At 68.5% G+C, this 17864-nt stretch carries 18 protein-coding genes, 6 tRNA genes and 1 riboswitch; of the genes, 12 read left to right on the top strand and 12 right to left on the bottom strand.

Going from position 1 to position 17864, the window contains the following annotated elements:
• Entirely contained in the window at positions 1 to 489 is a 489-nt protein-coding gene (locus tag ACVWZ8_RS20770; RefSeq protein ID WP_456505690.1) for a hypothetical protein, read from the bottom strand.
• Positions 490 to 630: 141 nt separating this feature from the next.
• Between ACVWZ8_RS20770 and ACVWZ8_RS20765 the strand changes: the two genes are divergently transcribed.
• Positions 631 to 1950, top strand: coding sequence for an alpha/beta hydrolase family protein (locus ACVWZ8_RS20765; protein WP_456505689.1), 1320 nt, complete (start codon positions 631 to 633; stop codon positions 1948 to 1950).
• Here ACVWZ8_RS20765 and ybaK read toward each other — a convergent pair.
• The 3 genes from ybaK to ACVWZ8_RS20750 are packed head-to-tail and all read right to left on the bottom strand — an operon-like array spanning position 1947 to position 3892.
• Positions 1947 to 2444, bottom strand: a complete 498-nt coding sequence (gene ybaK / locus ACVWZ8_RS20760) for a Cys-tRNA(Pro) deacylase (protein WP_426977179.1) — start codon at positions 2442 to 2444, stop codon at positions 1947 to 1949. The two genes, ACVWZ8_RS20765 and ybaK, sit on opposite strands and share 4 nt — an antisense overlap.
• 16 nt (positions 2445 to 2460) lie before the next feature.
• Positions 2461 to 2919, bottom strand: a complete 459-nt coding sequence (locus tag ACVWZ8_RS20755) for a SufE family protein (RefSeq protein ID WP_426977181.1) — start codon at positions 2917 to 2919, stop codon at positions 2461 to 2463.
• 55 nt (positions 2920 to 2974) lie between these two features.
• Entirely contained in the window at positions 2975 to 3892 is a 918-nt protein-coding gene (locus ACVWZ8_RS20750; RefSeq protein WP_456505688.1) for a sulfurtransferase, read from the bottom strand.
• Between the two features lie 228 nt (positions 3893 to 4120).
• Here ACVWZ8_RS20750 and zapE point away from each other — a divergent pair, with 228 nt between their 5' ends.
• A complete protein-coding gene (gene zapE, locus ACVWZ8_RS20745) occupies positions 4121 to 5158 on the top strand; it encodes a cell division protein ZapE (protein WP_426977184.1) in 1038 nt (345 codons plus the stop codon).
• A 151-nt stretch (positions 5159 to 5309) separates the two neighbouring features.
• On the opposite strand, the gene ACVWZ8_RS20740 is transcribed toward zapE, so the two are convergent.
• The 6 genes from ACVWZ8_RS20740 to ACVWZ8_RS20715 all read right to left on the bottom strand — a co-directional run bounded on the left by ACVWZ8_RS20740 (position 5310) and on the right by ACVWZ8_RS20715 (position 6308).
• Positions 5310 to 5597, bottom strand: coding sequence for an antitoxin (locus ACVWZ8_RS20740; protein WP_426977186.1), 288 nt, complete (start codon positions 5595 to 5597; stop codon positions 5310 to 5312).
• A gap of 163 nt (positions 5598 to 5760) precedes the next feature.
• Positions 5761 to 5835, bottom strand: a tRNA-Val gene (locus ACVWZ8_RS20735).
• A 37-nt stretch (positions 5836 to 5872) separates the two neighbouring features.
• Positions 5873 to 5945: transfer RNA gene (locus ACVWZ8_RS20730), tRNA-Gly, on the bottom strand.
• A gap of 59 nt (positions 5946 to 6004) precedes the next feature.
• Positions 6005 to 6079: transfer RNA gene (locus ACVWZ8_RS20725), tRNA-Val, on the bottom strand.
• A 39-nt stretch (positions 6080 to 6118) separates the two neighbouring features.
• Positions 6119 to 6189, bottom strand: a tRNA-Cys gene (locus ACVWZ8_RS20720).
• A gap of 46 nt (positions 6190 to 6235) precedes the next feature.
• Positions 6236 to 6308: transfer RNA gene (locus ACVWZ8_RS20715), tRNA-Gly, on the bottom strand.
• A 307-nt stretch (positions 6309 to 6615) separates the two neighbouring features.
• Here ACVWZ8_RS20715 and ACVWZ8_RS20710 point away from each other — a divergent pair.
• Positions 6616 to 6687 (top strand) — tRNA-Val (locus ACVWZ8_RS20710).
• 126 nt (positions 6688 to 6813) lie between these two features.
• A complete protein-coding gene (locus ACVWZ8_RS20705; protein WP_456505687.1) occupies positions 6814 to 7659 on the top strand; it encodes a cytochrome in 846 nt (281 codons plus the stop codon).
• A gap of 520 nt (positions 7660 to 8179) precedes the next feature.
• On the opposite strand, the gene ACVWZ8_RS20700 is transcribed toward ACVWZ8_RS20705, so the two are convergent.
• The gene (locus ACVWZ8_RS20700; protein ID WP_456505686.1) at positions 8180 to 9817 is read right to left on the bottom strand and encodes a DUF222 domain-containing protein; all 1638 of its coding nucleotides are present in this window, start codon (positions 9815 to 9817) and stop codon (positions 8180 to 8182) included.
• 13 nt (positions 9818 to 9830) lie between these two features.
• Positions 9831 to 10013, bottom strand: a complete 183-nt coding sequence (locus ACVWZ8_RS20695) for a hypothetical protein (protein WP_456505685.1) — start codon at positions 10011 to 10013, stop codon at positions 9831 to 9833.
• Positions 10014 to 10382: 369 nt separating this feature from the next.
• Between ACVWZ8_RS20695 and def the strand changes: the two genes are divergently transcribed.
• From def to ribB, 8 genes are all read left to right on the top strand, one after another.
• Complete coding sequence (gene def, locus ACVWZ8_RS20690; protein WP_456505684.1) at positions 10383 to 10985, top strand: peptide deformylase; 603 nt, start codon at positions 10383 to 10385, stop codon at positions 10983 to 10985.
• Positions 10982 to 11902 (top strand): methionyl-tRNA formyltransferase, encoded by a 921-nt coding sequence (gene fmt, locus ACVWZ8_RS20685; RefSeq protein WP_426977193.1) that lies wholly within the window; start codon positions 10982 to 10984, stop codon positions 11900 to 11902. Before def ends, fmt begins: the two co-directional genes overlap by 4 nt.
• Complete coding sequence (locus ACVWZ8_RS20680; protein ID WP_456505683.1) at positions 11899 to 13581, top strand: RsmB/NOP family class I SAM-dependent RNA methyltransferase; 1683 nt, start codon at positions 11899 to 11901, stop codon at positions 13579 to 13581. Before fmt ends, ACVWZ8_RS20680 begins: the two co-directional genes overlap by 4 nt.
• 70 nt (positions 13582 to 13651) lie before the next feature.
• Entirely contained in the window at positions 13652 to 14308 is a 657-nt protein-coding gene (gene rpe, locus ACVWZ8_RS20675) for a ribulose-phosphate 3-epimerase (RefSeq protein ID WP_426977196.1), read from the top strand.
• Between the two features lie 111 nt (positions 14309 to 14419).
• Positions 14420 to 14570, top strand: a riboswitch (FMN riboswitch).
• A 93-nt stretch (positions 14571 to 14663) separates the two neighbouring features.
• The gene (pnuC, locus tag ACVWZ8_RS20670; RefSeq protein ID WP_456505682.1) at positions 14664 to 15362 is read left to right on the top strand and encodes a nicotinamide riboside transporter PnuC; all 699 of its coding nucleotides are present in this window, start codon (positions 14664 to 14666) and stop codon (positions 15360 to 15362) included.
• Positions 15359 to 16528, top strand: coding sequence for a bifunctional diaminohydroxyphosphoribosylaminopyrimidine deaminase/5-amino-6-(5-phosphoribosylamino)uracil reductase RibD (gene ribD / locus ACVWZ8_RS20665; RefSeq protein WP_456505681.1), 1170 nt, complete (start codon positions 15359 to 15361; stop codon positions 16526 to 16528). Before pnuC ends, ribD begins: the two co-directional genes overlap by 4 nt.
• Positions 16528 to 17181, top strand: coding sequence for a riboflavin synthase (locus tag ACVWZ8_RS20660; RefSeq protein ID WP_426977200.1), 654 nt, complete (start codon positions 16528 to 16530; stop codon positions 17179 to 17181). The genes ribD and ACVWZ8_RS20660 overlap by 1 nt, the downstream gene beginning before the upstream one ends.
• Positions 17178 to 17864, top strand: a complete 687-nt coding sequence (gene ribB / locus ACVWZ8_RS20655) for a 3,4-dihydroxy-2-butanone-4-phosphate synthase (protein ID WP_456505680.1) — start codon at positions 17178 to 17180, stop codon at positions 17862 to 17864. Before ACVWZ8_RS20660 ends, ribB begins: the two co-directional genes overlap by 4 nt.

The raw sequence follows: 17864 nt of genomic DNA, 5'->3' as shown, positions 1-17864 counted from the left end.
TCAGGAGTCCCCGATAAATCCCGATCCGGCGTACAGATGCAGGACCGGCAGGCCCAGCTTGTCCTGTGCCTTGTTGGCCCAGTCGGTGTGGAAGGTGTCGGCGACGGCGTGCGGGCGGGTGATCACCACAGCCTGTCCGGCGCCGAGTTCTTTGACCTTGGCGACGAGGCCGTCGACGGCCCTGCCTTCGACGATTTCGCCCGAGACGCCACCGCCCAGCCCGGCCAGGGCCGCGAGCGAGACCGCCAGCGTTTCGGCGGCTTCAGCCCGTTCCCCGGCAGGGTCGGAGTGTGCCGTCAGTTCACGGAAGGCCTTGGAGATTTCCAGCAGGGAAAGGTTTTCCAGGAAGTCCACCAGCAGGTGCCGCTCGGTATTGGCCGGAACCAGGACTACCAGGGGAGCGTCACCGCCGGCAACCAGGGATTTGATGTTGACGCGGTCATCCGCGCCGAGGGGCTCTTCTGTCAAAATGACGATTGGATCACTCATGCCCCCAGCCTAGTCGGGCCCCGCTGGCCCCGCACGAATTTGCCCGTGTCCGAGCCTGCCTCGCCTGGCGCGGCCCACGCAGCCGGGTCTCGGAACGGCCCGGATGCCGCTGTGAGCGTCGCGTTCGGTAAGAATGGTGGCATGGCTTCCTCCCAGCGCCTCCTGCCGGACCCGCCCCGGATACCCACCGCCCGCGTCCCCACCGCCCGCGGCAAGGCGGTCACCGCCGCGGCAGCACCCCGGACCGAGGCATCTTTGCCCGGCAGTGCAAAGTGGGTCGTGGGGGGCATCATCGGCGGGAGCGCCGCGGCCGGACTGCTCGCCGCCGGATCCTCCGCCCTGGCCTTGTACTTCGCCCGCCGGGTGATTACCCCGGACCGGGTCCGCGAGGAGGACCAGGAAATCCTCGCCGTGATCCGCGGCGGGCACGGGCTGCAGGTCATCCTCGCGGCCACCCCCGATAACACCGTTGAGGGCGTCTACGGCTTCTTTTTCGACGGCGGCCGGGGGCATGCGCGGATCGGCCGGATCGTGTCCTACTCGCCGGCGGAGCGCACGGTGCTGCGGGAAGTCGAGGCGGTCTACAGCGGCGACCTCACCACGGCGCGGCGCGGCTGGTGGAGCGGCGCCGCGCACCCGGACGCCGCCAGCATCGGCCTCGCCTCGGAAGAGGTGCAGATCGACGTCGACGGCGGGACCGCACCGGCGTGGCTCATCCGGGCACCCGAGGCGGAAACCTGGGCGATCATGGTCCACGGTCGCGGGGCGAATCGGCTGGAAGGCCTGCGGGCCGTCCCCACGGCACACGAACTGGGCATGTCCAGCCTGCTGATCTCCTACCGCAATGACGGGCTCGCGCCATCAGCCCTGGACGGACGCTACGGCCTCGGTTCCACCGAATGGCGGGACGTCGAGGCGGCCATCGGCTACGCCCTGGAGCAGGGCGCCCGCGAGGTGGTGTTGTTCGGCTGGTCGATGGGCGGCGCCATCTGCCTGCAGACTGCGGACCTCTCCCGCTATCACCACCTGATCCGGGCCATGGTGCTCGACGCCCCGGTGATCAACTGGGTGAACGTGCTGGCGCACCATGCGGAGCTCAACCGGATCCCGTCGGCCGTCGGCCGCTACGGGCAGCTGATGATGAGCCACAAACTGGGCCGCCGGCTGACCGGCCTCGCCGCGCCGGTGGACCTGAAGACGATGGATTGGGTCTCGCGGGCCGTGGAACTAAGGACGCCGACGCTGATCCTCCACAGCGTCGACGACGAGTACGTCCCGTATGGCCCGTCGGCGGTCCTGGCCGAGAAGAACCCTGAGATGGTCACCTTCGAGAAGTTCGACCGCGCCCTGCATACCAAGGAATGGAACGTGGACCCGGGGCGCTGGGAAGGGCTCGTGTCGGCCTGGCTGGGGCGGCAGCTCGCTCCGCGGCCCAACCCGGGCCAGTCCAGCCCGGACTAGCTCATGCTGGTTCCGATCCGGGCCGTGCGGGCGCCGGTGAGCCGGATCAGTTCGGCCGGGCTGAGCTCGATGTCCAGGCCGCGCCGTCCGCCCGAGACCAGGATCGTGTCCAGGCCCAGGGCGCTGTCGTCCACCACCGTGGGGGAGGACTGCCGCTGCCCCAGCGGCGAGATCCCGCCGAGCACATAGCCTGTCCGGCGTTCGGCGGCGGCGGGGTCCGCCATCGCGGCTCTCTTGGCGCCCAGGGCCGCGGCCATCGCCTTGAGGTCCAGGTTGCCGCTCACCGGAACCACCCCGACGGCGAGCCGGCCGTCGACGTCGACCATCAGGGTCTTGAACACCCGGGCGGGATCAACGCCAAGGACCTCCGCGGCCTCCAGCCCGTAGCTGGCCGCGGCGGGGTCATGGCTGTACGGGTGCGAGACAAAAGGAACCCCGGCCGCCGCGAGGGCCGCGGTGGCCGGAGTTCCCTGTGACGCCTGTTTGCGGGCCATCAGCAGTTGCCGGACGTCAGGAGTGCTGCGGAAGCGCGGCAACCTTGCGCTTGATCCGGCCCAGCATCGCCGTCATGCCGCGCATGCGCAGGGGGGTGATGGCGCGGGTGAGGCCCAGCAGCTCCGGCATGTCGTCCGGGACGGCCAGGATCTCGGCCGGGCTGAGCCCGTCGAGTCCTTCGTGCAGCACACTGGCGAAGCCCCGGGTGGTCGGAGCCTCCGGTGGCGCCTGGAAGAAAAGGCGCACGCTTTCCGGGGCGCCGCCGTCGTGCTGTTCCGTCTCGATGGTGAGGAACAGCGGCGACTGGCACTCGACCACCTGTTCCATCAGCTCGGGGTGGTCCTTGAGCCGGTCCGGCAGTTCCGGCAGTCCGCGCGAGAACTCGAGCAGCAGCTGCAGCCGGTCGGGTTCCGTCAGGGCCTGGAAGTCGTCAACAATTTCCGCCAGCGCGGCGGGGAGGGCAGAAGTATTCATCACTCCCAGCTTACGCACGGCAGCCGATTGTGTCCCGGTCCGGCCATACTGAGCTTCAGTTGGCAGCCGGAACCGTGCCGCGTTCGGTGCCCTTGGTGATCGGGACGCGCACGGCGTTGCCCCACTCGGTCCAGGAGCCGTCGTAGTTGCGGACGGTGTCGAAGCCCAGGAGGTACTTCAGCGCAAACCAGGTGTGGCTGGAACGCTCGCCGATGCGGCAGTAGGCCACGACGTCGTCGCCGGCCTTCAGGCCCGCTTCGCCGAGGTAGAGCGCCTCAAGTTCGGGGCGGTTGCGGTAGGTGCCGTCGCCGGCGGCCGCGCGGGCCCACGGGATGGAGGCAGCCGTCGGGATGTGGCCGCCGCGCAGGGCACCTTCCTCAGGGTAGGCGGGCATGTGCGTGCGCTGGCCGGTGTATTCCTCGGGGGAGCGGACATCGATCAGCGGCTTGCCGAAGTGCGCCAGGACATCGTCCTTGAAGGCCCGGATCGGGGCGTCGTTGCGCTCAACGACGGGGTACTCGCCGGGAACCGGCACGGTGGTCTCGGTGGTGAGGGCACGGTCCTCGGCGATCCACTTGTCGCGGCCGCCGTCCAGGAGCCGGACGTCCTCGTGGCCGAAGAGCGTGAACACCCACAGGGCGTAGGCTGCCCACCAGTTCGATTTGTCGCCGTAGATCACCACGGTGCTGTCGCGGGAGATCCCCTTGGCCGCTGCCAGGGCGGCAAACGCCTGGCCGTCCACGTAGTCGCGGGTGACCTCATCGTTCAGGTCGGTGTGCCAGTCGACTTTCACCGCACCGGGGATGTGGCCGGTCTCGTAGACCAACACATCCTCGTCGGATTCCACCACCACCAGCTTGCCGCCGTCGAGGGCGCCAGCTTCGATTTCAGTGGCCAGCCACTCGGTGGAGACCAGCCGCTCCGGGTGGGCGTAGGCGGCAAACTTTTCGTTCTGCTCAACGGGATAGGGCATGGTGATGGCCTTTCACTGAAACGGTCAGGGCCGGGCCACGGACGGATCGATGGCGGCGCCGGGTCTCCTACAACACTAGCCACGCACCGCCGGGAATGTCCCGCCCCCGTTCACACTCGGAAATATGGCCTTCGTCACGTGGGCCGGCCCCTCCCGCGTCCGCTCGCGGGCAGGACCTGCAGTGCCGGTATTCTTGCTGGGGACAAGTGACCAGCAGAACGGACCACCTTGGTACAGATCGAACAGCTCGCCGCCCGCACCCCGGCAGTTTCAGTGGATGAACTCCTCCACGGTTTTTATCCCTCGCCGCGCTTCGGTGAGGTGTCGTTTTCCAGCTACCGGCCGGATCATTCCCAGCCCAGCCAGGCCGCGGCGGTCCGGGCGCTCGAGGGTTTCGCTGCGGGCGTTGGCGCGCGCGACGGCGACGGACTCTTCAAGCGGCTCTTCGGGAAGAAGGACACCTCGCGCGCCGGGATCTACCTCGACGGCGGATTCGGCGTCGGCAAGACCCACCTGCTTGCCTCCCTGTGGCACGCCGCCCCCGGGCCCAAGGCCTTCGGCACCTTCGTCGAATACACCAACCTGGTCGGCGCGTTGTCCTTCCGCAAGACGGTGGAGGCGCTGAGCCACTACAAGCTTGTCTGCATCGACGAATTCGAGCTCGACGATCCGGGCGACACGGTGCTGATGTCCCGGCTGATGCGCGAACTGGCCGACGCCGGCGTCAAGCTGGCGGCCACTTCCAACACCCTGCCGGGCTCCCTGGGCGACGGCCGCTTTGCGGCCGTCGACTTTGCCCGTGAAATCCAGGTGCTGGCGGACCAGTTCGACGTCGTCCGGATCGACGGCGAGGACTTCAGGCACCGCGGCCTGCCGGCCGCTCCGTTGCCGCTGCGCAACGATGACCTGACGCACCACATGCATGCAGAATTCGACGGCAAGACGGTGGCTCGCGACGAATTCAGCACCCTGATTAACCACCTGGCGGGTGTCCACCCGAGCCGCTACCGCCAGCTGCTGGACGGCATCGAGGGCGTGGTGTGGAAGAACGTCCACACCATCACGGAACAGGCTGTCGCGCTGCGCTTTGTGGTGCTGGCGGACCGGCTTTATGACAAGGATGTCCCGATCCTCGCCAGCGGTGTGCCGTTCGATCAGCTGTTCACCGAGGAAATGATGACCGGCGGGTACACGAAAAAGTATTTCCGGGCGGTGTCCCGGCTCACCGCGCTGGCCCGCGAGGGCCAGAACCACGAACCCTCCTAGACGCCCGGAGCAACGCGGCGTCACTTGGCGCCCATCCTGAGGCCTCGGATGGGCGCCAAGTGTGTCAGCGTCGTGTGTTAAGGCGCCGTTAAACGCCGAAGGTGCCGGCGCCGCCTCTCGGCGGGACCGGCACCTCGCTGACGTACCTGGGTCAGAGGCCCTGCTGCCGGGGTTCCCCGGCGACAGGGGGCTCAACGTTGACGGGAGGCTGTCCGGCCACAGGAGGCTCTCCGGCCGCCGGCGCAGTGCCTGGCGTGCCGTTCTGCTTGTCCACGAAGTCGGAAGCGCCCCGCTGGACGGAATCGATCTTGTCGGCGTGCTTTCCGCCGGTCTTGGAGTCGACGAAGTCGCCTGCCTTTTCGATGCCGTCCTTGATGGCCTGTTGATTGCCACCAATTACTTTCTGAGCCTTGCCCTTCAGATCGTCAAGAATACCCACGGGCACCTCCCTTCGGTCGCGGAGCCAGATCGCTCCTAGCGATTTCTACCCTAGCCGCCGCTGGGGGGAGTGCCAAGGATGTCCGCCCACAGGGGAATAGGGCCACAGGGCAATAGGGCCACGGACACGGCACAAAAAAAGCAGCTCCGGGGAGCTGCTTTCATGGTGGGCGATACTGGGATCGAACCAGTGACCTCTTCCGTGTCAGGGAAGCGCGCTACCGCTGCGCCAATCGCCCGCAACCGGAAGGATCCGGAGTGGAGTCATAAACAGAGAGCGGACGACGAGATTCGAACTCGCGACATCCACCTTGGCAAGGTGGTGCTCTACCAGCTGAGCTACGTCCGCAGTTGTAGTACGTTCCGGTATGACCGGGTGGTTCCTACGTCAAGCAAGTTGCCTTGCCTTGGTGGGCGATACTGGGATCGAACCAGTGACCTCTTCCGTGTCAGGGAAGCGCGCTACCGCTGCGCCAATCGCCCCTTGCATCCGGCCGGAACCGGAAACCAGGGTTTTCACCGAGGTGGGTACGGGATTCGAACCCGTGTATACGGCTTTGCAGGCCGCTGCCTCGCCTCTCGGCCAACCCACCGTGTAGACAGGATTCCGAAGAACCTTTGCCGTGACAGTGTCCTGCGAGCGGACGACGAGATTCGAACTCGCGACATCCACCTTGGCAAGGTGGTGCTCTACCAGCTGAGCTACGTCCGCATTATTGTCTGCAATTCCGCGCCGCAATTCGGCATTTCCTCGCGTTCCAACGAGTAAGAACTCTATAGGAGGTTCAGGGAATCTACAAATCGCGACGTCGCGTGGGGCCGCGGAGCCCCGCGCATCCTTGGATTCTAGGGCTTTTTGCTAATTACAGTCGTGTAATTCGTCCCTGTCAGGCGGATGACTTTGGTGGCGGGCAGACGTTCGACGGCGGCTGGCCGTCGGATCCGCGATCGACGCATTCCGGCGGACGAGAGGCCGATTTCTAAAATCCGCCGGGGTGGGCTAGCATTCAATGGCATTGGGGCGATTGGCGCAGTGGTAGCGCGCTTCGTTCACACCGAAGAGGTCACTGGTTCGAACCCAGTATCGCCCACCCAATAGATGGTCCGTTCCGCTCACTGAGTGGGGCGGACCATTTTGTTTCCAGCCCGCTGATCCGGCAGCTTGTTGGGCCCGCTCTTGTACTTCCACTGTCAGTCCCTTGTGAAAGAGTCTTTCCATGACCGCTCCACTTCTTGCCCACGCCACGGACCATGGCCGGATGTACGCACGTTCCACGTCCGAGCAGTTTTCGGTGCCCTCCATCACCACCGTGATCGGGCAGCAGCCCCACGGCCTGGACGGCTGGTTCGGGTACATGGGCGCCAACAGCCTTGCCCAGGACCCCACGCTGCCCGGCATCCTCGGCAGCCCGGCCAAGGTGCGCCAGGCCGTCAGCCGCGCCGCCAAGGCGGCCGAGACTTACCGCGACGACGCCGCGAAGCGCGGGGACCGGGTCCACAACTACTGCGAGCAGGTGGCCCTGCGTGCCCTCGGCCGGCCGCACCAGATGAAGGAAACCAGGGAGTTGCTGGCCGCCAACGGAGAGGAAGCCTTCGCGGCCCGCTTCGACGAGTGGTGGGAGCTCTTCCAGGTGGAGCCGATCGCGCCCGAGATCACGGTCTGGAACAAGACGGTCGGCTACGCCGGAACCTTGGACCTCGTCGCTAAGATCAACGGCCGCATCTGCCTCATCGACTACAAGACCAAGGGCACCAGCAGGGACGGCACGGTCAAGCCCCTCGATGACAAAGTGGTCATGCAGCTCGTGGCCGGCATGAAGGCCGAAGAAAGCCTTGTGGATCCGGCGGCCGGGGAATGGGAGGCCTGGAAACACGGCGAATCCCCGATCCTGCTGGCCGTTGCCGTCGGCGAGACGGAAGTGCGTCCCCTGCGGGCCAACCCGGACGTCCTGAAACACCACTGGTGGAAGTTTTGCGCCCTGCGTCGTGTCTGGGAGATGTCCGCCGACACCGCTGTCGCCGGAACGGCTCTGCTCCCGCTTGCCCCGCCTCCGCAGCGCTGAACCTGCTGCGCTGAACCCGCAGCGCTGAACCTGCTGCGCTGAACCCGCACCGTGCCGAAGGGCCACAGTATTCCGATAACAACGGTGGCCGAGAGCAGCGTGGGCCGAGTGGGTGGCCGCCAGGACGGCACCGGTGACGAGCAGAATCCAGAGCGGAACCGTGATCGGCGCTCTGCCCTGAGGGCACCGCTCGTGTGTGTGGGACGGCGGAGTTCAAGGCTGCCTACCTCAGGACGGTTGACACCGGCGACGGGGGCTGCGGACCTCGGCGACGGTGGATTCAGCGGCTCTTCTGCGCCGGCTTGGGGCTCGGGACCTGGGGCTTCCATCGGGACATCAGGGTGGACGGCAGCTGTCGGGTTATCGAGACCGAACGGCATCGCGTCGGTCACAACGCGATCAGATCTCCGCCATGGAGATATCTGGGCCATCGGAGCAGCGCTTTGATGGAATTCACGCAATCACACGCCGGCGCGGTTACTCCGCACCGCCCTCACCCGCGGCCGCCGTCATGCGGGCGTTACGTGACCGTGCCGAGATCTGAGGGTCGGAAGTAGTGGTTGCGGCGGGGTCTTTGGCTCGGGTCGAGGTGTGGTGGCGGGATGAACCAGGGGATCCCGGTTTTGACCTGGATGGTCCATTGTTCCTTGTGGATTACGTGGTGGTGGTGCGAGCAGAGCAGGGTTCCGTTGTCCGTTCCGGAGGTTCCGCCGCGGGACCAGTAGGTGATGTGGTGGGCTTCGCACCATGGTGCCGGGATGGTGCAGGCGGGGAAGGCGCAGCCCTGGTCGCGTGCGGTGAGGGCTTTGCGGATGTGGGGCGGGAAGACCCTTGAGGCCCGGCCGATGTCCAGAATCCTGCCCTCGCCGCCGAGGAGGACCGGGATGATGTCTGCGTCGCACGCGATCTTCCGGACGGTGGAGGCCGTGACCGGGCCGGTGAACAGCAGCGTTCCGGTCCGGGCCGCCGGCCGGCCGGGGAATCCGGGACCTTCTGCCGGGCCGTCCGGGCCGTCTCCGAGCCGGGAAAGCAGGTCCCGGTAGTCGATGGTGACCATGACCTGCGGGCGGAGTCCGCCGGCGGCGGGCAGGGAGCCCGCGGCGAGGGCGATTCGACAGGCACCGATGAGGCCGTCGAGCAGCTTCTGCGGCCGCGAGCGGAGATCCAGGACCGGCAGCGCCGGGTCCTCCACCGGACCGGCCGCAGCGGCAGCGGCACTCGAAACACCGGCAGCAGCCGGAACACCCGCAGCACTCGCAGCGGCGGCAACACTCGTGACGCCCGCAGCACTCGCAACGGTGGCGGACACTCCGGCGGCAGGGCTGTCCCCAGCGGCGGGGCGGTCGACGGAACCCTCACCCGCTGACGCGGCTCCCGCTGCCGTGGCTCCGGGTGTCTGCGTGACGGTGGTGCGGGGGTTGGTGGCGGTGTTCATGACGGTGAGGAGGTGTTCGAACTGTTCGGTGGTCGCGAAGATTTCGAGGTGCTGGAGTCCGTGGCGCGGCCGGCGGATGAAGGCGCCCGGGAGCTGGCGTAGCAGTTCCTCCGAGGGCTCGGCGCCGTCCTGGTCCAGCGCGTCGGTCCAGCTCCGTGCGACGCGGGCCAGGAAGTCCGGGTCGTTCTCGGCGGCGGTGCGCGTCAGGGCGTGCTCCATCTGGGCGGCTGACTCGGCGTCGCAGGTGTGCCGGACGCGGTCCAGCGCGGCGGTGATGATCGTCGCGGCCCGGGACGCGACGTCTCCAGAGGCCACGGCGGCGCCGAGTTCCTCGTGCGCGGGAGGCACTTGCCGTCCGGCAAGGCCCAGCCGTGGCAGGAGGTTCCCGGCCAGGGAGAGCCGGTTCCGGGCCTCGGAGGCGCTGATCCGCAGCCGCGCCCGCAGGAACTCCGTGGTGTTCCGGTAGCCGTCGTCCACGGCAACCGAGGGATCCACCGCCCCGGGCATACCGTCCACCGCGCCGTACGTTGCCACGGCACCGGTCGCATCGACGGCCCCGGGTGCGCCGACCGGGCCGTCGTCGCCGCCGGAGGTGTCGCGCCAGCCGGTGGTCCAGGTGGTGCTGCCCCTCGCAGGAGCCGCGGCGGACTGTTTCCGGGTCCGGTCCACGGCGGCGGCGGCCACGAGCTGCAGGTACTCCACCGTCCGCGAGAGTTCCTCCACCCGGCCGGCGAAGTCAGACGCAGTCCGGAATCCCCAGTCCGCCGGCGTCCCCTGCCGCCGTCGAGCCCACCTCTTGGAGCCCGGCGAGAGCGCTGTCCAGACCAGGCTGCAGGGCCCGGGCTGGACCACGGCCTGTGACCCGGCCCGCATCCTGCTCTGTGTCCTGGAAGGGAATGAAATCCCCGATGGCTTCCATAGCTACACTCTTCCAGAGGGCTCCGACATTATTGGCCACTCCGCGTCCCGCGGCGCCGGAGTCCCCGCCGTCAGGCGTTCCGCGCTTCGTGAACCGGCGCACCGCATACTCGCCGGTCGGGCCAGTCGCGTCTGCGGGATCCCAACGCACCCCGCCAGGGCGACAGCACGCGTTCCGTAGGCCAGCCGGGAGCCGAGATGCCCGTTGATCTCGTTGAAGCTCCCGAAAACGGGATGTCCGCCCCCACTGCGGCATCCCTCAGCCGAACCGCCCCACCGAGGCGGATCCGGCGAAGACGTTCGGGACGCGGGCCGGGGCAACTAAACTGGATTGGATCCCGTAGCCGCCCATCGTAAGGACAGATTGCACATGGCCATTTTGAATATCCGCATCATCGGTGATCCTGTGCTGCGCACAGTTGCCGATCCCGTGACGGAATTCGGGCCTGAACTGGCGAAGCTCGTGGCGGACATGACAGAGACCATGGAGGACGTCGACGGCGCAGGCCTGGCCGCGCCCCAGGTCGGTGTGAGCCGGCGCGTCTTCACCTACCGCATCGGCGGCGTCGAGGGACACATCATCAACCCGGTGCTGGAAAACAGCGATGACTTCCAGCCGGACGAGGGCGAGGGCTGCCTCTCCATCCCCGGCCTGGGCTTCCCGGTCCGGCGCCGCCGGCACACCCGTGTCACCGGCGTCGACCTCCACGGCAACCCCGTCGCGGTGGAGGGTGAGGGCATGCTGGCCCGCTGCTTCCAGCACGAGACCGACCACCTGGACGGCATCCTCTTCACCGACCGGCTCGAAGGCGAAGACCGCAAGGCCGCGCTGCGGGCGATCCGGAACGCCAACTACGACTCGATCGCCGAGCAGACGACGGCGAAGCGCGCCAGGACGGTCGGCTCCAGTTTCGGCGCCGGCAGCTTCGGAACTGGAGCCGGCGCAACCGGCTCCTTCGGAAACCCCCAGTGAGGGTACTCTTCGCGGGGACGCCTGCCGTCGCCGTGCCGTCCCTGGACGCGCTCGTCGAGGCCGGGTTCGACGTCGTCGCCGTTCTCACCCGCCCGGACGCGCCGCTGGGACGCAAGCGCGTTCTGACGCCGTCACCGGTGGCCGCCCGGGCCGCCGAACTCGGCATCGAGGTCATCCATGCGGCCAAGGTCGACGCCGACGTCACCGCCCGGATTGCCGCCGCCGCCCCCGACGTCGCCGCGATCGTGGCATACGGCGGGCTCATTCCGCGGGCCGCCCTGGACATCCCCCGCCACGGCTGGATCAACCTGCACTTCTCCCTGCTGCCGGCCTGGCGCGGAGCCGCACCGGTGCAGCGGGCCCTCATCGCCGGCGACGACGTCACCGGCGCCGTCACCTTCCTCCTTGAAGAGGGGCTGGACACCGGTCCGGTGTTCGGCACGCTGACCGAAGCCGTCCGCCCCGATGACACGGCCGGGGTCCTGCTCGAGCGGCTCTCCCACAGCGGCTCCGTGCTGCTCACCCAGACGCTGTCCGCCGTCGACGCCGGCAAGGCAGCGGCCGTGCCGCAGCAGGGAGACGTCAGTCTGGCCCCCAAGCTGACCCTCGACGACGGCCGGCTCGACTGGCTGCAACCTGCCCTCGCGATCGGGCGGCGGGCGCGAGGCGTCACGCCCGAGCCGGGCGCTTGGACCACCCTGGATGGGCAGCGGGTCAAGGTGGAACCGGTGCTGCTCCGGCCCGAAGCCGCGGCGCTGCAGCCCGGACAGTTGGCCGTGGACGGCAGGAGCGTGCTGGTGGGAACCGGCTCACACCCGGTTGAACTCACCCGGGTCCAGCCTTCGGGCAAGAAAATGATGACCGCCGCCGATTGGGCGCGCGGGCAGGCAACACTTGAAAGCGTGGTATTCGAATGAGCGAGTCCGGGACTAGCGGCAGCGGCCGTGGCAGGGGCCCCCAGCGCGGCGGAGCGGATGGCGGCGGCCAGCGCGGCGGGGCGGGTGGCGGTGGCCAGCGCGGTACCGGGCAGAGTGGGGGCCCGGGCGGCCGGGGACGCGACGGCAGCCAGCGCGACGCGCAGGGCCGGGAACGCAACCGCGGCCCCCAGCGCGGCTTCACCGAGAACGCCCCCTCCCAGCGCACCCGCCGTGCGGATCCGGCAAGGTTGGTCGCCTTCGAGGTGCTGCGCGCCGTCGCGTCCGAGGACGCGTATGCGAACCTCGTGCTGCCTGCCCGGATCCGGCACCACGGACTGGACAAGCGCGACGCCGGCTTCGCCACCGAGCTGAGCTACGGCGCGCTGCGCGGCCAGGGCACCTACGACGCGATCCTGTCCCGCTGCGTGGACCGGCCGCTGGACCAGCTGGATCCGGCCATCCTCGATGCGCTGCGGATCGGCGTCCATCAGCTGGTGGCCATGCGCGTCCCCGCGCACGCCGCCCTGGACCAGACGGTCGGCCTCGCCCGCGCCGTCATCGGCGCCGGGCCATCGGCCCTCATCAACGCCGTCCTGCGGAAGGTCTCCGCGCACACCCTTGAGGAGTGGCTGGAGCTGCTGCTCAGCGATGAGACGGACGAAACCAGGATCGCCTCGATCCGCTACGCCCACCCGGAATGGATCGTCCGTGCGTTGCGGCAGTCCCTCGTGGCCCACGGCCGTCCGGTCACTGAAATCAGTGAGCTCCTCGAGGCGGACAACGCCGCCCCGGTGGTCAACCTCGTGGCGCTGCCCGGGCTGGGAAGCCTGGACGAGGCCCTCGAAGGCGGCGCGACGCCCGGCGAACTCGTCGAAGGCTCGGCCCTTTCCAGTGGAGGTGACCTCGGCCGGCTCGCCTCGGTGCGCGAGGGCAGCACCCGGGTCCAGGACGTCGGCTCGCAACTCGTGGCCCGCGCCATGGCCGCCGTCGATCTTGGGACTGGCGGTACCGGCCGCCTCGCCGCCGGCGGCACCGCCGGCGATGGGACTGGTACTGACAGAACCGGCACTGACAGAAACGGTGAACGCTGGCTTGATCTGTGTGCCGGTCCCGGCGGCAAGGCGGCGCTGCTCGGTGCCCTCGCCCGTCAGCAGGGCGCCACTCTGCTGGCCAACGAGCCCGCACCGCACCGCGCGAAGCTGGTCCGGCAGGCCCTTGCGGCGGTTCCGCACGAGGTCTGGCAGGTCCGGACCGGCGACGGCCGTGAGGTCGGCTCGGAAATGGCGGAAACTTTCGACCGCGTCCTGGTCGATGCGCCCTGCACCGGGCTCGGCGCCCTGCGCCGCCGCCCGGAATCACGCTGGCGGCGCACGCCCAAGGACCTGACGGACCTCGGCCCGCTGCAGCGCGAACTGCTCAAGTCCGCGCTGGCAGCCGTCAAGCCCGGCGGCGTCGTGGCCTATGTGACGTGCTCGCCGCACCCGGCGGAGACCACCGCCGTCGTCAGCGATGTGCTGCGCAAACGTGACGACCTCGAACTGCTCGACGCCGGTGCCGCACTGGACAGCGTCAGCCTCACCGGCCATCTTGGGGCCGGGCACGAACTCACCGCCCAGCTCTGGCCGCATGTGCACCGGACGGACGCCATGTTCCTGGCGCTCATCCACAAAAAGGCCTGAGTTTCAGGACACACTTGGTCACTGGAAACCATGCCCAGCAGACCACCCAGCAGAAACGTAAAGGAATTTCATGGCCCAGTGCTGCATCAACCCGAGCATCCTTTCAGCCGACTTCGCGAACCTGGAAGCCGAACTTCGCAGAATCAGTAACGCGGATGCCGTGCACGTCGACGTCATGGACAACCACTTCGTGCCCAACCTGACGATCGGGCTGCCCGTTGTCCAGCGGATCCAGGCCGTCAGCCCGGTGCCGTTGGATGCCCACCTCATGATCGCCGACGCCGACCGCTGGGCTCCGGGCTACGCCGACGCCGGCGTTGCCTCCGTGACTTTCCACGCGGAAGCCTCGATTGCGCCGATCAAACTGGCCCGCGAGCTACGCGCCCGCGGGGCGAAGGCAGGAATGGCACTCCGGCCCGGTACTCCGGTGGAACCCTATCTGGACATGCTTTCCGAACTGGACCTGCTGCTGATCATGACGGTGGAGCCGGGCTTCGGCGGACAGTCCTTCCTTGACCTCACGCTGCCGAAGATCCGGCGGGCCCGGGCAGCGATTGACGGCTCCGGCGTCGGAGTGGCGCTGCAGGTCGACGGCGGCATCACCGAGGAGACGATCGTGCGTGCCGCCGAGGCGGGAGCGAATGTCTTCGTGGCGGGGTCCGCCGTCTACGGGGCCGCGGATCCCGCGGAGGCCATCGAACGGCTCCGCGCCGCCGGCAGCCGCTGACGCTCCGGCCGCCGCCGAGCCGCCGGCCGGGACGAAAATGACGCCCTACGTAACATCGGCTGTGGGGAATAGCCGGAGCTACCCGGCAGTTGTGTCAGAATAACAACACACATACGTGCTCCGGGGTCGGTGTAAGTCCGAACCGGCGGTTATAGTCCGCGACCCGCGAGCCGGCGTTTTCCTTCGGGAAGGAGCCGGCGGACGGTTGAACCGGTGGAACTCCGGTACCGACAGTTAAAGTCTGGATGAGAGAAGCACGTACAGCTGTTACTGCGGCGCCTTTTGGTGCCGCGGAATTGCGCTGTCGTATACCCCCGGAGCCATCGCGGTTCTTGAGGGAAGGAACGACACACGCATGGACCTCTTGCGATGGCTCTTCGAAGCGCAGATCCCGGTTGGTGGATCTGTCCTGATTCTTCGTGAAGTGCTAGGCAACATTTTTGGGCTCGCCAGCGCCCTGGGCGGCATGCGCCGCCGGGTCTGGGCCTGGCCGGTGGGCATCGCCGGCAACCTCCTGCTCTTGACGGTCTTTCTGGGCAACGTCTTCGGCTCTGCCATTCCAGCCACGCTCTGGGGCCAGGCCGGACGCCAGGTCATGTTCGTCGGCGTCGCTGTTTATGGCTGGTACCGCTGGCAGCAGAGCCGGCAGTCCTCCGCCGGTGGCGCAGCTATCGCGCCACGCTGGGCCAGTAACAAGACCCGGGTCATCCTGGCTCTTAGCCTCGTGGCCGGAACCGCTGCCCTCACCCCGGTATTCGACTCGCTCGGCTCCTACCCACCGGTGTGGGCCGACGCGTGGACATTCATGGGCTCGCTGCTGGCGACCTACGGCATGGCCCGCGGCTGGACCGAATTCTGGCTGATCTGGGTGGCGGTGGACATCGTCGGTGTACCGCTGCTGTTCAGCGCCGGCTACTACGCCAGCGCCTTTATGTACCTGTTCTACGGCTTCTTCACGCTCGCCGGATTCTTCGTCTGGTGGCGCGCCTCGAAGCAGCTGGACAATCCCGTGACGGTGGAAACGGCCTTCCCTGACCCGTTGGTGGCCAAATGAGCGCCCCCGACGTTGCGAGGCTGACTGCCGGTTTCAGCGCTGCCGGCTTCAGCGCTGCCGAGATCGCCGCCATGGACTCGGCCGTCGAAGCGGCTCTGCAGGGGCCGCGGGGGGCGAACCCACTGGTGGGCGCCGTCGTCATCGCTGCCGACGGAACCCGGCTGGTCACCGGCTACCACCGCGGCGCCGGCACGGCCCACGCGGAAGCGGACGCGATCGCCCAGGCTGCCGCGGCCGGCCACGACCTCGGCGGCACCACCATGCTGGTCACTCTGGAGCCCTGCAACCACTGCGGACGGACGGGCCCCTGTGCGCAGGCGATCATCGACGCCGGTATCACCGACGTCGTCTACGCCGTCGATGACCCGCACGACCCGGCCGCCGGCGGCGCGGCCACACTGCGTGCGGCGGGGGTCCGGGTCCGTTCCGGGCTCGGGGCAGTCCCCGCGCTGGACATGAACCGTCGCTGGTTCGACGCCGTCGCCTCCCAGCGGCCCTTCGTCACCCTCCACATCGCGCAGACCCTCGACAGCCGGATCGCCGCCGGCGACGGCACCAGCCAGTGGATTTCCAGCCCGGAATCCCTCGCCGACAACCACGACCTGCGCGGCCGCATCGACGCCATCCTGGTCGGAACCCAGACGGTCCTCGTCGATAATCCGCGCCTCACAGCCCGCAACCCAGACGGCGAGCCGGCCGGCAAGCAGCCGCTGCGCGCCGTGATGGGTTACCGCGGGATTCCCGACGGCGCGGCCATCAACGGCGACGACGGCAAGGTGCTGCACCTGCCGACGCGCGATCCGCGTGAGGCTCTCGACGAGCTGTTCGCGGCCGGCGTGCGCCACCTCATGGTCGAAGGCGGCTCCCGGATCCTGAGCGCCTTCCTCGCCGCAGGGCTCGTGGATGAACTCATCGTCTACCTCGCCCCGACGCTCCTCGGCTCAGGTACCCCGGCGCTGGAGGACCTCGGCATCACCACCCTGGCCGACGCACAGCCTTGGGAATGGGACCCCGCGTCCGGAGGGGCGGTCCGGATGCTCGGCCGCGACCTGCGGCTGCATCTGCGCCCCGCCCCGGCGACCGGTTCTGCACCGGCCGCCCCCACCACTTCATCCGATTCCACCCCGCGCCGCACCGGCGCGGACACCGCCGCAGGAGGCAATTGATGTTCACCGGAATTATCGCCGAGCAGGGGAAGGTGTTGTCCGTTGAGCGCAACGGGGACATCAGCGCCACCGTCCGGCTCCGCGCACCCGGCACCACCGAGGGACTCGCCCTGGGCGGCTCGATCGCCGTCAACGGCGTCTGCCTCACCGCCACCGAGATCGACGGCAAGGATTTCAGCGTCGATGTCATGGGGGAGACGCTGACCCGCAGCACCATTGGCGAACTCACCGCGGGGGACCCTGTCAACCTGGAGCGTTGCGTTCCGGCGGGCGGCCGCCTCGACGGCCACGTCGTCCAGGGCCACGTCGACGGCGTCGGCGAACTGCGGGAGCGCGAGGCGCTCGGTAATTGGGACCGCCTCCGCTTTGGCGTGCCGGCCGGGCTGGCCCGCTACATTGCGGAAAAAGGATCAATCGCCGTCGACGGCGTGTCCCTCACCGTAACGGCCGTGAGCCCGGCACCGGAGCCTGCGCCGTGGTTCGAGGTGGGGCTGATCCCCACCACGCTGGCCGAAACCGGGCTGGGTGCAAAACGCCCCGGCGGCCGGGTCAACCTCGAAGTGGACGTACTGGCGAAGTACACTGAGCGCCTGCTCGCATTTTCCAGCGGAGCAGCCGGGGGAGCAGTACGCGGGGAGGTGGCGGGACAGTGAATCACCTCAAGGACCTGTCCGCCGCAACGGACAACGCCACGCGCTCTGGCCTCGATCCGATCGAAGACGCGGTCCGCGCCATGGCGGCCGGCCGTCCCGTCCTCGTGGTCGACAACGAGGACCGCGAAAACGAAGGCGACATCATTTTCGCCGCCCAGCATGCCACGCCCGCCCTGATGGGCTGGACGGTGCGCTACAGCTCCGGAGTGATCTGTGTGCCGCTCGACGCCGGCCGGGCCGACGCGCTGGCGCTCCCACCGATGGTGGAAATCAACCAGGACTCCAAAGGCACGGCCTACACGGTGTCCTGCGACGCCGCGGCGGGCGTCAGCACCGGAATATCCGCAACCGACCGGGCCCTGACGGCCCGGATCCTCGCGGACCCGGGCAGCACGCCGTCGGCCCTGACCCGGCCCGGGCATGTTTTTCCCCTCCGCGCCGTTAACGGTGGAGTGCGGGAACGTCCCGGCCACACAGAGGCGGCAGTGGACCTGTGCCGGCTGGCCGGCCTGGAGCCCGTGGGTGTGATTGCAGAGCTGGTGTACGACGACGGGGAAATGATGCGGCTGGACGGACTTCGTGGTTTCGCCCTGGAGCACGGTTGCCCCCTGATCTCGATTGCGGACCTGGTGGCCTACCTGGACGCCGGGCAGCCTGCCGGCCGCGCAGCGGACACCATCTGA

This window comes from Arthrobacter sp. UYCu723, assembly GCF_054059215.1.
The sequence above is the reverse complement of the archived record's forward strand: the minus strand, read 5'-3'. Positions and strand labels throughout refer to the sequence as shown.